This window comes from Tenacibaculum aiptasiae (genome assembly GCF_008806755.1).
Classification (GTDB): domain Bacteria; phylum Bacteroidota; class Bacteroidia; order Flavobacteriales; family Flavobacteriaceae; genus Polaribacter; species Polaribacter aiptasiae.
In genome coordinates this window covers 75252-90445 of record NZ_WAAU01000037.1, presented here as the reverse complement: position 1 = coordinate 90445, position 15194 = coordinate 75252, and the positions used below count along the sequence as shown (strand labels likewise).

The 15194-nt window shown below is 30.9% G+C and carries 12 protein-coding genes and 1 other RNA gene; 6 read left to right on the top strand and 7 right to left on the bottom strand.

The window, feature by feature from the left end; all coding sequences use genetic code 11:
- Window positions 1–101 precede the first annotated feature (101 nt).
- The 6 genes from F7018_RS17835 to F7018_RS17810 form a co-directional block, all read right to left on the bottom strand.
- Window positions 102–2213 (bottom strand): M1 family metallopeptidase, encoded by a 2112-nt coding sequence (locus F7018_RS17835; protein ID WP_150901464.1) that lies wholly within the window; start codon window positions 2211–2213, stop codon window positions 102–104.
- A 63-nt stretch (window positions 2214–2276) separates the two neighbouring features.
- Window positions 2277–2768: a DUF6702 family protein gene (locus F7018_RS17830; protein WP_150901463.1), complete on the bottom strand. Its 492-nt coding sequence runs from the start codon at window positions 2766–2768 to the stop codon at window positions 2277–2279.
- A 30-nt stretch (window positions 2769–2798) separates the two neighbouring features.
- Window positions 2799–3593, bottom strand: a complete 795-nt coding sequence (locus tag F7018_RS17825) for a carboxypeptidase-like regulatory domain-containing protein (RefSeq protein WP_150901462.1) — start codon at window positions 3591–3593, stop codon at window positions 2799–2801.
- Between the two features lie 130 nt (window positions 3594–3723).
- Window positions 3724–4527, bottom strand: coding sequence for a carboxypeptidase-like regulatory domain-containing protein (locus F7018_RS17820; RefSeq protein ID WP_150901461.1), 804 nt, complete (start codon window positions 4525–4527; stop codon window positions 3724–3726).
- Window positions 4524–5339, bottom strand: coding sequence for a carboxypeptidase-like regulatory domain-containing protein (locus tag F7018_RS17815; protein WP_150901460.1), 816 nt, complete (start codon window positions 5337–5339; stop codon window positions 4524–4526). Before F7018_RS17815 ends, F7018_RS17820 begins: the two co-directional genes overlap by 4 nt.
- 4 nt (window positions 5340–5343) lie before the next feature.
- Window positions 5344–6123 (bottom strand): peptidase associated/transthyretin-like domain-containing protein, encoded by a 780-nt coding sequence (locus F7018_RS17810; RefSeq protein WP_150901459.1) that lies wholly within the window; start codon window positions 6121–6123, stop codon window positions 5344–5346.
- A gap of 70 nt (window positions 6124–6193) precedes the next feature.
- Here F7018_RS17810 and pepE point away from each other — a divergent pair, with 70 nt between their 5' ends.
- On the top strand, window positions 6194–6892 hold the full coding sequence (gene pepE / locus F7018_RS17805; RefSeq protein ID WP_150901458.1) for a dipeptidase PepE: 699 nt from the start codon (window positions 6194–6196) through the stop codon (window positions 6890–6892).
- A 50-nt stretch (window positions 6893–6942) separates the two neighbouring features.
- Here pepE and F7018_RS17800 read toward each other — a convergent pair whose 3' ends face one another.
- A complete protein-coding gene (locus F7018_RS17800; RefSeq protein WP_150901457.1) occupies window positions 6943–7149 on the bottom strand; it encodes a hypothetical protein in 207 nt (68 codons plus the stop codon).
- Window positions 7150–7354: 205 nt separating this feature from the next.
- Here F7018_RS17800 and F7018_RS17795 point away from each other — a divergent pair, with 205 nt between their 5' ends.
- From F7018_RS17795 to F7018_RS17775, 5 genes are all read left to right on the top strand, one after another.
- On the top strand, window positions 7355–7909 hold the full coding sequence (locus tag F7018_RS17795) for a nucleotide exchange factor GrpE (RefSeq protein WP_150901456.1): 555 nt from the start codon (window positions 7355–7357) through the stop codon (window positions 7907–7909).
- Window positions 7910–7973: 64 nt separating this feature from the next.
- A complete protein-coding gene (gene dnaJ, locus F7018_RS17790) occupies window positions 7974–9098 on the top strand; it encodes a molecular chaperone DnaJ (protein ID WP_150901455.1) in 1125 nt (374 codons plus the stop codon).
- A gap of 157 nt (window positions 9099–9255) precedes the next feature.
- Window positions 9256–9563, top strand: an RNA gene (gene rnpB, locus F7018_RS17785) — RNase P RNA component class A.
- A gap of 396 nt (window positions 9564–9959) precedes the next feature.
- Window positions 9960–12737, top strand: coding sequence for a bifunctional aconitate hydratase 2/2-methylisocitrate dehydratase (locus F7018_RS17780; RefSeq protein WP_150901454.1), 2778 nt, complete (start codon window positions 9960–9962; stop codon window positions 12735–12737).
- A gap of 175 nt (window positions 12738–12912) precedes the next feature.
- Window positions 12913–15180: an aconitate hydratase gene (locus tag F7018_RS17775; RefSeq protein ID WP_150901453.1), complete on the top strand. Its 2268-nt coding sequence runs from the start codon at window positions 12913–12915 to the stop codon at window positions 15178–15180.
- Window positions 15181–15194: the final 14 nt, after the last annotated feature.

Below are 15194 nucleotides of genomic sequence, written 5' to 3'. Positions count from 1 at the left end.
GAAATTTTGTAAAAACTTTAACACTCAGTTTTTGTTAGAGTAAAAAGAGAAATAAAAAAGCGACATTATTAATAATGTCGCTTTTAAAATGTTTTTGGTTTTTAACCTTTTATTTTGTTTTTGAACTTTTCAAATTTATTAACCGATTTTTTAGGCCAACTATTATTAGACGTATCTATGTCTGCGGTTTCTAAATTAGGGTCTATAGTTATACTTTTTAATTCCTTGTCTGATGAAAACACTTTGCTAACTTCTTTATCATTAAATCTCCAAATTTCAGCTGGGTATGTTTTCTTTTCTTTTGTTCCATCTTTATAGGTAAACTCAACAATAATAGGCATTACTAGTCCCCCTGGTTTATTATAGGTGATCTCGTAATAATATTTATTATGCTTTCTAGAGAAATTTAATCCTTCAGTAGTGTCTTCATTAAAATTAACAGAGTTATCTTTATTTTTAGAGGTATAAAACTTTTTAACCCCTTTTATTCCAATATCATTTACATCAGTAGTATAGAACCATCCTCTCCAAAACCAATCTAGATCCATTGCAGAAGCATCTTCCATTGATCTAAAGAAATCAGCAGGAGTAGGATGTTTGAATTTCCATCTTTTTGCATAGGTTTTAAAAGCATGGTCAAATAACTCATGCCCCATAATAGTTTCTCTTAAAATCCATAATGCGGTAGCGGGTTTACCATAAGCATTGTTTCCAAATTCATATACATGATCTCCTTTAGACATGATAGGAGCAATTTTAGATTGATCTCCAGCCATATATTTTACTATATTTTTAGGGTAACCTCTTGTTATAGGGAAGTTCTTATCGTAATCTAGTTCAGCTAATATTTCCATAAAAGAATTTAAACCTTCATCCATCCAAGTCCATTGACGTTCATCAGAATTTACAATCATAGGAAAGAAATTATGACCAACTTCATGGATCGTAACCTTAATCATTCTGTACTTTGTTCTATCAGAATAAGTTCCGTCTGGATTTGGTCTTCCAGGATTGAAACAAATTTGAGGGTATTCCATTCCCATTTGTCCATCAACAGAAATTGCTTTGTGGTATGGGTAATCAAAAGTGTATCTAGAATATGTTTTTAATGTTTGTGCAACTGCTCTTGTTGAGTGTTCTCCATATAGAGGGTTAGCTTCTTTAGAGTATAAAGATTCTGCCATTACAGTTTTTCCATTTATATCAACAGCCATGGCATCGAAAATTAATTTTCGTGACGTTGCAAAAGCATAATCTCTAACATTAGTTGCTTTAAATTTCCATGTTTTTGTTTTTTTAGAGCGACCTTGTTCAATCTTCTCAGCTTCTTTTTGAGTCCTGATAATAACAGGATTGTCAAAAGTTTTTCTAGCTTTCTCAAAACGTTTTAATTCAGTTTTAGAAAAAACTTCTTTTCTGTTTTGTAAAACTCCTGTGGCACCAAGCATATGATCCGCAGGTACAGTAATATTTACATTAAAATCTCCAAACTCTAGAGCAAATTCACTACGACCCCAAAATTGATCATTTTGCCAACCTTCTACATTATCATAAACACACATTCTTGGGTAAAACTGTGCGATAACATAGTTGTTGTTTCCATCTTTAGGAAAGTGTTCGTAACCAGATCTTCCACCTTGAGTTCTATGATTATTTATATTGTACCACCAAGAAATATTGAATTTAAATGTTTCTCCAGAAGCAAGAGGTTTTGGTAAATTAATACGCATCATTGTTTGGTTAATGGTGTGAGATAAATCACTTCCATCAACATTTGTTACGCTTGTAATTTTAAATCCACCATCAAAAGGTTTATCTGGGAAAGCTCTATCAAATCCTTTTTTGCTTAATGTTTTTCTAATTTTACCAGAACTTATATCTGGAGTTTTAGAGTCGGCAGCACGCATATTTTGGTCTAATTGAACCCATAAATAAGCCAATTCATCTACAGAATTATTATGATATGTAATTGTTTCATTACCTGTTATTCGTTGTTTGTCATCATTTAAAATGATGTCCATATTATAATCAACTTTTTGTTGAGTATATTCCTTCCCAGGAGCACCAGAAGCAGTATGTTGATTATTTGGAGTTGCTAAAACATCTTTTAATTGCCTAAACTTATTTTGATTTGTGTGTCCTTGTTTTGTTTGTGCAACTATAGTTGTTGAAACAAATAAAATAGAAAGCACTAACGAAGTTATTTTCTTCATGAGTTTTTGTTTGTTTAATTGTGGTTGAATTTAATAAATAGCAGATGATTAGCTAGGTAAGTGTTAAAATTTTAACAAACCTTTATCGTTTTTTTTAGTTAAAAATAAACTTTTGCGTTCTTTTTTTATAGATGCTTTTATTAAATTTTGTTGATCAGGGAAGTATTTTATTAGTACATCATTACGAACTTCGATAGATTTTACTGAGGAAACATTTTCTATTTCCAAATAGAAGTAAACGATATTTCCGTCGTATTCTTTCCCTATAAAATTATAATCAAATTTTTGATTATTAATGAAGATTTTAAAATGGTCTTTTAAATATTTAAAAAAATATTCATCAGAATTTTTTAATTCTTTTTTGGTAGATAATTGCAGGTCTATGCTGAAATCTTGATTAATAGCTGTTTCAATATCATCCATAAAAACATTCATTATCATTTGAACAGATTGAGTTTCTTCTTTATATTCAATTTCTGTTAAAGCGATGTAATATTTGTGAACTGAAAAAGATAATAGTGGTACTATTAATAAAGCAATGAACAGTTTTTTCATACTTCGTTAAAAATCAATTATTGCGCCAAATTAGTGTTTTTCGATAAGTTTAAGATAGCTTAGATGTTCTTTTCTCAAAATATTTATAATTTTTAACATTTCATTTTCGCTGTAAAGATTTTCAATACCTAAAGGATTACAGTATTCAAGAAAGTGATAATATTTGTCTATGGGAATTTTTAACTCTATAAAAAAGAAGTCTTCACCTAATTCATTTAAAAGTTTAGCAGGTAAATTTTCTTTTAAAGCCAATTCCTTTCGAAGTTTTTTGATTTTTCTTATTTGTCCAAAAGGAATTATTGTAGTTGTACCAAAGCCTTCAAAAGCAGTTGTGGGATCAGTTCTAGTTATAATAGGTTTAACACTAGCGTTTATATGGTCTGTGGAGTTATTTGTATATTCTATATTGGAAAAATCACTAGCCTTTTTCGCTAACTTAAATTTTGAGTTAGGTTTTGTTTTTTTTAAGTCATTACTAAGAAAGCCAGAAAGTTCGTTATTATTAAGTGAAACTTCATCTAATTCATAAACTTGTTTTTCTAAAGTGGTCCTTTTTCTATAAACATTAAAATCATCAGAACTAAGCTTTTCAAATATTGTTTTATAACCTATTGAAGAGAAACGGATGGAGTCATTTGGCTTAGCAAAAATTCGATATTCTCCTTTTTCATTTGAAAATGTAACTTGATTGCTTGTAAAATTAACAATATGAACATTTCCTAAAACTCCATCTTTATTGTAAATAATTCCAAACAATGTTTTTCGTTCTTCTTGACAAAAAAGAAATTGAGAAAGTAGTATAAAGAGAAGAAGTATTTTTTTCATGATAAATCAAAAAAACGGTATACTTCTAAAGATACGAAAAATTTATGAAAAGCTATGAAACTGAAATTTATAATAAGATTATAGGTAAATCTTATTTTCAGTTCTTTGAATATTATTTACTACCTCAGTTTTAATGTACATAGTCTTTAGAGTTAGATTTTTTAAAACTTTCTGATTTGACTTTGAAAAATTGAATTAAACCTATTTCCCCTGAGTTAAATATAGTATTAAATTTTTTATCATAACTGCAGAAATAGATAAATCTATAGATATCAGATTCTTTAATACCAAATTCTTTAATAAAATGTAAGCTGTAGGTACTTTTTATTTTTTCTACCTTAAATTCTAAAGATTCTATGTCTCTATGTTTAGTTAGTTTTTTTATTCTTCCAGAAATACTATTCAATATATAATCTAAGGAGAAAGAATTTGCTAAGCCAAACGTAAAAGGGACGCTTCCGCCTTTAGCAGTTTGTAATTTTCTTTGAGCAGGAGTTAAAATTTTAGTCCCAGCATATGGAAGCTTTAAGGTAACTGCATTTATTTCTTTTTTGAACTTAATTTTTTTGCTATCGGAAGATAAGAAACCAGATAAATCATTTTCGTTAAGATTTACTTCATTTAGTTCAAAAGGAGTTTTTACAAGATTTATAATGTTTTTTTGAATACCAAAATGTTTCATTTTGATATGAAATGTTTTTGTTTTGTAACCAACGAATGATAATTTTAAACTATCATTAACTTTTGCTAAAATTCTAAATTCACCATTTTCATTGGTATATGTACCTTGATTGGTGTTTAAATTAATTATGTGAGCATTAATAACAGGTCTAATTTTATCTTTTATCTCAGCATAAAAAAACTTTCTATAGTCTTGTGAGTGAACTTTAGAAAGAGAAAATACTAAGGTGAAAAAAAGTAAGAGTTTTTTCATTCTTGTAAATTTATGTCTTTTAAATAGCTATTGCTTTCTTGTTTTAATATTTTTATTACATCAAATATGTTGCCATTTTTATATAATTTTTCGATTCCTAAATGATTACAATAATCTAAGAAATGATAGTATTTATCTTTAGGAATTTTTAATTCTTTGAAGAAGAAATTAGGAGAAAGTTCTGAGAGTAATTTTTTAGGAAAGTTTTCTTTAAATTTTTGTTCTCTTCTAAGTTTTTTTCTTCTTAATGCATTTTTAAGAGAACCAGTATTAAAACTAGTGCCAATACTTGGAATCTTTGTAGTAGGATCAGTTACTTTTCTCATGTTAGGAGCCTTAGATCTATCAATAACATCGATTGGTAAAATGATAGTTTTTTCAAAGTTAACCATTGAGAAGTCAGTGGCTTTAGCAGACTTAACAATTCCTTGGTCTTTGGGTACTTGTTTTGAATCGATTGAAAGAACACCTTTTAAATTATGCTTTTTTATAACAACTTCATCTAATTCATAATCTGCTCTTTCTAGCTTGATAGTAGTTTTTAACATGCCAAAATCACTAGAATTTACAACGAAAATTTTTGTAGCATATCCTACAAAAGAAATTTGAAGAGAATCTTTTCTTTTTGCAAGAATCCGAAATTCACCATTTTCATTAGTATATGTACCTTGATTGGTGTTTAAATTAATAATATGTGCATTAGTAATTGAGTTAAAATTATCCTTTACACTAGCATATAGAAAATTTCTTTTTTGTTGAGCATTGCTATTGTATATAATTAAGGAAAGAAAAAAAAGTAGCGGTTTATTCATAGGCTTATTTTTGAGTAAGTTTTGTTTGTTCTTTTTCTAATAGGTAAGGTGAGTTTTTACTGTTGTCTATTAATATAGAGGTCAGTTCTAGAAGTTTATCTTTTTTGTATAAATTGATAATACCTCTTGAAATGCAATACTCTAAAAACGAATTGATATTTTCTTTTTTAATCTTTAACTGCTGTACAAAGAATCCATCTGTAAAATGTTTTCTTATTTTAGAGATATTTTCATCTTCAGATTTTACTTTTCGTAATATTTTTTCTTTTCTATTGTTTCCGTTAATGGAATTTATAAGTCCACTTAAACTAACAGAGACTCCTGATTTAATTTTTAGAGTTTTATCTTTTTCAGGTTTTTTACTATTAGCATAAGGAAGTTTTAAAGTTTTAGCATTAACAATAGGGGCGTTATTGGTTAAAATATCTTTATCTATATCAAAAATTCCTTTCTTTTTTTCTAAAACAACTTCATCAAGTAAGTGATTTTTACTATCGATATAAATAGTGATTTTTGTAGCTTCTAAATCTTGATCACTAATGCTATATTCAGTGTATTCAATGTTTAAATGGGATGCAATAAGTATATCTCCTTTATTAGCTAAAATTTCAAAATGTCCTTTTTCATCAGTAATAGTACCAATCGATAGTTTTTTATTTATTAAATGAATATCTTGAGTAGGAATACTGTCTACAAAAATATAACCAGAAATAATTTTAGGGTTATTTTGAGCTGTTGCATTAAAAGATAATATCGTGAAAAATAAAAGTAATAATCTTTTCATGTAACAAATAAAGTACCTAACCCTCTTAAAAATGTTTTAATAACATGGTAAATTTTTGTTAATTTGATTTATGAAAAAACTTATAATAGCAAGTACATCAACAGTTCACGGTAGTGGATATTTAGAATATATTTTACCAACACTTTCTAACTTTTTTAAAGGTATAGAGACAATTTTGTTTATTCCGTATGCACGACCAGGAGGAATAAGTTATGATGAATATACAGAAATTGCTAGTAAAGCATTTGAAAAAATAAATAAGAAAGTAGTAGGAGTGCATCAATTTGAAAATCCTCAAGAAGGAATTCAAAAAGCGGAAGCAATTTTTACAGGAGGAGGGAATACTTTTGAGCTAGTAAATCAGATTTATAAAAACAATATTTTTTCTGATTTAAAGAAGGTAGTCGAAAAAGGAATACCGTATTTAGGAACAAGTGCAGGAAGTAATATATGTGGAGTAACAATGATGAATACTAATGATATGCCTATTGTATATCCGCCAAGTTTTAAAACATTAGAGTTTATACCGTTTAATATTAATGCGCATTATTTAGATCCTAATCCAGATTCTACTCATATGGGAGAAACTAGAGAGACAAGAATTAAAGAATATCATATTTTTAATGAGACTAAGGTATTAGGGCTTAGAGAAGGGAGTTGGTTAGAAGTAAACGGAGAGTCTATAGTGCTGAAGGGGAATTTATCGGCAAGGTTATTTCAGAAAGATGAAGAACCAAGAGAAATAGAAAATAATAAAGAAATAAATTAACATAAAAAACCAGCTGTAAAGCTGGTTTTTATCTTGAAATAAGTTGTTTTTTATGATAAAGCACTTTCTTCATCACATGTATAAACCTGAGGGCAAGCTATTAATTGGTGACAATAAAAAGGTCCAGTTACTCTTCCTGCACAATCACAACCACATTTACGAATGTCTTGATCGAAAGAGATTCCTCCTGTTAAATTTTTTTGTTCTTTTCTAGTTAAAATTGTTGCTCCACTAATGTTTAATAAGTTTTTTTTCATAATTAATGAGGGACTTAAAGTTTGTTTATAATTTTTCTAAAAGTAGAAATTATAAATGAAAAAAAGTAATTTTTAAATAAAATTTTAAAATTACCTACATACAAAGGTCAAATTATTTAAAATTTCAAAATGTCATGTTGACATATTTTCATCTATTGGCAGTATTATTGCTCAAATAAAGGGAAAATAAAAGAGAAGATTTACAATGAGTAAAGATCAATATACTAAAGAAGACGAGTTAAAAGATAATATTGAAGCTGAGACAAATCAAGAGGAAGTTGTTGAGAATGAGGGAGCTGTTAAGGAAGAGGAGCCTACTACAGAGGAGTTAATTCAAGTAGAAAAAGATAAATATTTACGTTTATTTGCAGAGTTTGAAAATTATAAAAAGAGAACTTCAAAAGAACGTATTGAGTTATTTAAAACGGCAAATCAAGAAGTAATGACAGTTTTACTGCCAATTTTGGATGATTTTGAAAGAGCGTTGACTCATATAGAAGACGATAAAGAAGCAGAAGAATTACGTAAAGGTGTATTGTTAATATATCAAAAGTTAGTTAAAACTTTAGAACAAAAAGGATTAACAGTAGTAGAAGTGAAGGCAGGAGATGATTTTGATGCAGAAGTACATCAGGCAATTACTCAAATACCAGCACCATCAGATGATTTAAAAGGAAAAATTATCGATTGTGTAGAAAAGGGATATAAATTAGGAGATAAAATTATCCGTCACCCAAAAGTGGTGGTTGGACAAGCGTAAACAAAATTACCAATTATCAGTTATCAATTGTTTTTGTTAATTGCTAATTGTCAATTGAATTAAAATGGCAAAACAAGATTACTACGAAGTATTAGGTGTTTCAAAATCAGCAACACAGTCTGAAATAAAGAAGGCGTACCGTAAAATGGCGATTAAATATCATCCAGATAAAAATCCAGATGATAAAAACGCTGAAGAAAAATTTAAATTATGTGCTGAGGCTTATGAAGTACTAAGTGATGAGAATAAGAAAGCTCGTTACGATCAGTATGGACATGCAGCATTTGAAGGTGGCCAAGGTGGTTTTGGTGGCGGAGGAATGAATATGGATGACATATTCAGTCAGTTCGGAGATATTTTTGGAGGAGCTTTTGGTGGTGGCTTCGGTGGTTTTGGTGGAGGCGGACAACGCCAAGCCAGAGTTAAAGGAAGTAATTTACGTATTCGTGTAAAGCTTACCCTAGAAGAAATAGCCAATGGAGTAGAAAAGAAGGTAAAAGTTAGAAGAAAGGTTCAAGCTGACGGAGTAACTTACAAAACCTGTACTACTTGTAATGGTAGTGGGCAACAAATGCGCGTTACTAATACCATTTTAGGTAGAATGCAAACAGCAACTACTTGTGGTACATGCCATGGAGCAGGAGAAATGATTGGTAGTAAACCAAATGGTTCAGATGCTCAAGGATTAATAGTAAAAGAAGAAACCGTTTCTATAAACATTCCTGAAGGAGTAACAGAAGGTGTTCAATTAAAAGTGGGAGGAAAAGGAAATGAAGCTCCTGGTAAAAATTCTATTTCAGGAGATTTATTAGTTTTAATTGAAGAAATTCCTCACGAAACTCTAAAAAGAGAAGGAAGTAATATTCACTACGATTTATATATAAACTTTTCAGAAGCTGTTTTAGGAGCGTCAAAAGAAGTTCAAACAGTAACAGGAAAAGTAAAGATTAAAATAGAAGCAGGTACACAATCTGGTAAAATTTTAAGATTAAAAGGTAAGGGATTACCAAGCATTGAAAGATATGGAAATGGCGATTTCTTAATTCATGTGAATGTATGGACGCCACAAGAGTTAACTAAAGAGCAACGTAAGTTTTTTGAGCAAATGCAAGAAGACGAGAACTTTAGCCCGAATCCACAAAAATCGGATAAATCATTTTTTGAGAAAGTAAAAGATATGTTTTCTTAAAAAAAAAAGAAAAAATATTTTTTTTTTTTGAAAAACAATTTTATATTTGCAGTGTCTAGGAGACGTTCTAGACACTTTTTCTTTTTCATAGCAATTTTCCCACTCAAATTTTGAGTGGGTTTTTTATGAACTAAGACTAAAAAATCACAAAAATATATAAGCAGACCTATCTTATCGACTTATATTTAGTATAAGTAGGAAAGTCTGGACACCAAAGAGTAGCATAGCGGATAACATCCGTCCGGTGTAAACCGAGGACAAGTGCAACAGAAAGTATGTACAGGTAATGCTGTAGTGAAACCAGGTAAACTCTATGCGGTGCAATGCCATGTACATTAGAGCTCGAGCGTTACTCGCGCGATTCTAAGGGGTAGGCAGATTGATTTTACAAGTAATTGTAAAACTAGATAAATGATAAGAGCCTCGTTAGAGGAACAGAATCCAGCTTACTGGTCTGCTTTTTTTCTTATTTAGAATCATTATACTGTTATTTTTTAATATCTAAAAAACAGTGAATTGTCATATTCGTAATTTTAAAGGGATTAAAACTGCTTTTTTTTGGATTTTTCTCAAAAACTAGGTTTTTAATTAAGTAAATTTATTGTTTTTTGGGTTTTGTTGTTTATTTTTTAATCTCATGCTAAAATCGTAGTTTTGCTAAGCTTAAAAATTAACAAAATAATTTATATAAAAACGTAGCTATAAAAGTTGAAAAGCTTTTTAAAAAGCATCACGCAGCTAGTTTTTGTTTAAGAGAATTTATTAAGTAAGATTGATCTATCTGATAAGATACTATATCTTCAATAAGTAGAATTTATATAAGCTTATAAGTTTTCTTTATTATTAAAAAACAAACCTTTTATGAACACGTATTCAGATTATCTTAAAGAGATTGAAGAAAGAAAAGGCCAAGGATTACATCCTAAGCCAATTGACGGAAGTGAATTATTAGAAGATATTATTTCGCAAATTAAAGATGTAAATAATGCACACCGTAAAGAGTCTCTTAACTTTTTTATTTATAATGTTTTACCTGGTACTACTAGTGCTGCTGGTGTAAAGGCTAAATTTTTAAAAGAGATTATTTTAGGAGAATCTGTAGTGGAAGAAATTTCTGTTGAGTTTGCTTTCGAGCAATTATCTCACATGAAAGGAGGACCATCAATAGCAGTTTTATTAGACTTAGCTTTAGGGAATGATGAAGAGATAGCAAAAGAAGCAGCTAAGGTATTAAAAACTCAAGTATTCTTATATGAAGCAGATACTGAGCGTTTAGAAGAAGCTATGAAATCTGGAAATGCAATAGCTAAAGAAATTATCGAAAGCTATGCACAAGCTGAGTTTTTTACAAAGTTACCAGAAATAGATGAAGAAATAGAGGTAGTTACATATGTAGCTGGTATAGGAGATATTTCTACTGATTTATTATCACCAGGGGCAGATGCACATTCAAGATCAGATCGTGAGTTACACGGTCAGTGTATGTTTGAGCATAATAAAGAAATGCAACAAGAAGTATTAGCTTTAAAAGAACAGCACCCAGATAAGCGTATTATGTTAATTGCTGAAAAAGGAACAATGGGAGTAGGGTCTTCAAGAATGTCAGGAGTAAATAATGTTGCATTATGGACAGGAGTTCCTTCAAGTCCTTATGTGCCATTTATTAATATAGCACCAGTAATTGCTGGAACTAATGGTATTGCACCAATTTTCTTAACTACTGTAGGTGTAACTGGTGGTATAGGAATTGATTTAAAAAACTGGGTGAAGAAAAAAGATGAAGAAGGGAATACAGTTTATGATGAAGATGGAGAGCCAGTATTAGAGCAAATGTATTCAGTTGAAACAGGAACGGTTTTAACAATTAATACAAAAACAAAGAAATTATATAACGGAGATCAGGAATTAAAAGATATCTCAACAGCTTTAACACCACAAAAAATGGAGTTTATCAAAGCAGGAGGTTCTTATGCAGTGGTTTTCGGTAAAAAATTACAAACATTTGCTTGTAAAGCTTTAGGAATTGATGTTCCTCAGGTGTATGCTGCATCTAAAGAAATCTCAATAGATGGACAAGGGTTAACTGCAGTAGAGAAAATATTTAATAAAAATGCTGTAGGAACAACTCCAGGAAAAACATTACATACAGGATCTAATGTTCGTGTTGAGGTTAATATTGTAGGTTCTCAAGATACTACAGGATTAATGACTTCTCAAGAATTAGAAATGATGGCAGCTACTGTTATCTCACCAATTGTAGATGCTGGTTACCAATCTGGATGTCATACAGCTTCAGTTTGGGATGACAAATCTAAAGCAAATATTCCTAGATTAATGAAGTTCATGAACGACTTTGGATTAATCACGGCTCGTGATCCTAAAGGAAAGTATCATGCAATGACTGATGTTATTCACAAAGTATTAAATGATATTGCTGTAGATGATTGGGATGTAATTATTGGAGGAGATTCTCACACTCGTATGTCTAAAGGAGTTGCTTTTGGTGCCGATTCAGGAACTGTAGCTTTAGCTTTAGCAACAGGAGAAGCTACTATGCCAATTCCAGATTCTGTAAAAGTTACTTTCAAAGGAGAGATGAGAAGTTTTATGGATTTCCGTGATGTAGTACATGCAACACAACAACAAATGTTAAAGCAATTCGGAGGAGAAAACGTATTCCAAGGAAGAATTATAGAGGTTCATATTGGTACCTTAACTTCAGATCAAGCGTTTACTTTTACTGACTGGACTGCGGAAATGAAAGCAAAAGCTTCTATCTGTATTTCAGAAGAAGAAACATTAATAGAATCTTTAGAAATTGCTAGAGAGCGTATCCAAATCATGATTGATAAAGGTATGGATAATGAGAAGCAAGTTCTTAAAGGTTTAGTTGATAAAGCTAACAAGCGTATCAATGAATTAAAAACAGGAGAAAGACCAGCGTTAAAGCCAGATGCAAATGCTAAATATTATGCAGAGGTTGTTATTGATTTAGATGAAATTGCTGAACCAATGATTGCTGATCCAGATGTACATAATGAAGATCCATCTAAACGTTATACTCACGATACTATTCGTCCGTTATCTTTTTATGAAGGAACAATGCCAGTAGATTTAGGTTTCGTAGGTTCTTGTATGGTACACAAAGGAGATATGCAGATTTTAGCACAAATGCTAAAAAATATTGAAGCACAAAAAGGAGAAGTAGAATTTAAAGCTCCTTTAGTAGTAGCTCCACCAACATATAATATTGTTGATGAATTAAAAGCAGAAGGTGATTGGGAAGTATTAGCTAAGTATGCTGGATTTGTATTTGACGATGATAACCCTAAAGGAGCAGCACGTACTAAATATGAAAACAAATTATATTTAGAGCGTCCAGGATGTAACCTTTGTATGGGGAACCAAGAAAAAGCAGAGCCGGGAGATACTGTAATGGCTACATCAACTCGTTTATTCCAAGGACGTGTTGTAAAAGATACAGCTGAGAAAAAAGGACAATCTTTATTATCATCTACACCAGTAGTGGTATTATCAACTATTTTAGGAAGAACTCCTACTATGGAAGAATATGAAGCAGCAGTAGATGGTATAGTATTAACTAAATTTAAGCCATCACAAAAACAATTAGTAATGTAATTTATATTGTTTTTTATAATAAAAAAAAGTCCGAGTTTAAAGCTCGGACTTTTATTTTTTATACTGTTTTTATCAATTAATCAGATACTTCTATTTGTATTAATTATAGTGAAATCAATTCGATTACGTCATTTTTTCCTAACTTTAGACATGTAACAAAAAACTAAACAAACACATGGCTTTTGATATCGAAATGATTAAAAAGGTTTATAGTAAGTTTGAAGAGCGAGTTAATGCAGCAAAAAAACTTACAGGTAAACCATTAACACTTGCTGAAAAGATTTTATATACGCATTTATGGGATGGTGAAGTAACGACCACTTATAAAAGAGGTGTTGATTATGTAGATTTTGCACCAGATCGTATAGCATGTCAAGATGCAACAGCACAAATGGCCTTATTGCAGTTTATGCAAGCGGGAAAGAAAAAAGTAGCAGTACCTACTACAGTACATTGCGATCACTTAATTCAGGCAAAAGTAGGAGCTTCAGTAGATTTACAAACAGCGTTAAATAATTCAAACGAAGTATTTAATTTTTTAGAATCAGTTTCTAATAAATATGGAATTGGATTTTGGAAACCAGGAGCTGGAATTATTCACCAAGTAGTACTAGAAAATTATGCTTTCCCTGGGGGAATGATGATTGGTACCGATTCACATACCGTAAATGCTGGGGGATTAGGAATGGTAGCAATTGGTGTCGGAGGTGCAGATGCAGTAGATGTTATGGCAGGAATGCCTTGGGAGTTAAAGTTTCCAAAATTAATAGGAGTAAAGTTAACAGGTAAGTTATCAGGTTGGACGGCTCCTAAAGATGTAATTTTAAAAGTAGCAGAAATCTTAACGGTAAAGGGAGGAACAGGAGCAATTGTAGAATATTTTGGTCCAGGTGCTACAGCTATGTCTTGTACAGGTAAAGGAACCATATGTAATATGGGAGCTGAAATAGGAGCAACTACTTCTACTTTTGGTTATGACGATTCTATGGAACGTTATTTACGTGCTACTGATAGAGATGATGTAGCTGATGCAGCAAATGCAATTAAAGAACATCTTACAGGTGATGCAGAGGTGTATGCAAACCCAGAAAAATATTTTGATCAGGTAATTGAAATTAATCTATCAGAATTAGGACCTTTATTAAATGGACCATTTACGCCAGATTTATCTACTTCAGTGGGTAAAGAAATGACAGAAAAAGCAACAGCTAATAATTGGCCATTGCAAGTAGAATGGGGGTTAATAGGTTCATGTACAAATTCATCTTATGAAGATTTGTCTAGAGCATCATCAGTAGCACAACAAGCTTTGGATAAAGGATTAAAAACCAAGGCAGAATTTGGTATTAACCCAGGGTCAGAGCAAGTTCGTTATACGGCTGAGAGAGATGGTATTTTACAAGTTTTTGAAAATTTAAATGCTAAAATTTTCACCAATGCATGTGGTCCATGTATAGGTCAATGGGGACGTTATGAAGATCCAAAAAATGCACCTAAAAATTCTATAGTACACTCATTTAATAGAAATTTTGCAAAACGTGCTGATGGAAATCCGAATACGCATGCTTTTGTAGCTTCACCAGAATTAACAGCGGCTATTGCAATAGCAGGTCGTTTAGATTTTAATCCATTGACTGATAAATTAATCAATGAAAATGGAGAAGAAGTTATGTTAGATGAGCCTACAGGATGGGAATTACCTCCAAAAGGATTTGAAGTAGATGATAATGGTTATTTAGAGCCTATAGAAGACGGAAGTGGTGTAGAAGTTGTGGTAAACCCTAATTCAGAGCGTTTAGAGTTGTTAACGCCATTTACACCTATAGGAGATGAAATTAAAGGCGCAAAATTATTAATCAAAGCTTTTGGAAAGTGTACTACAGATCATATTTCTATGGCAGGACCTTGGTTACGTTATCGTGGACATTTAGATAATATTTCAAATAACTGTTTAATTGGTGCGGTAAATGCTTATAACAAGCAAACAAACTTTGTAAAAAGTCAAATTACTGGAGAATATGACGCTGTTCCTAAAACGCAAAGAGCGTATAAGGCAGCAGGAGTTAAAACTATAGTTGTTGGAGATCACAATTATGGAGAAGGTTCTTCACGTGAGCATGCAGCTATGGAGCCTCGTCATTTAGGAGTTGTAGCTGTGTTGGTAAAATCATTTGCTAGAATTCATGAAACAAACCTTAAAAAACAAGGGATGTTAGGATTAACATTTGCAAACGAATCTGACTATGATTTAATCCAAGAAGATGATACGTTTAATTTCTTAGATTTACATGAGTTTGCTCCTAATAAACCTTTAACTATAGAAGTGGTACATGCTGATGGTTCTAAGGATACAATTTTAGCAAATCACACTTATAATAAAGGGCAGATAGAATGGTATAAAGAAGGTTCAGCATTAAATTTAATAAAAAAGCAGAATGCTTAATTTTCTAAAAATCA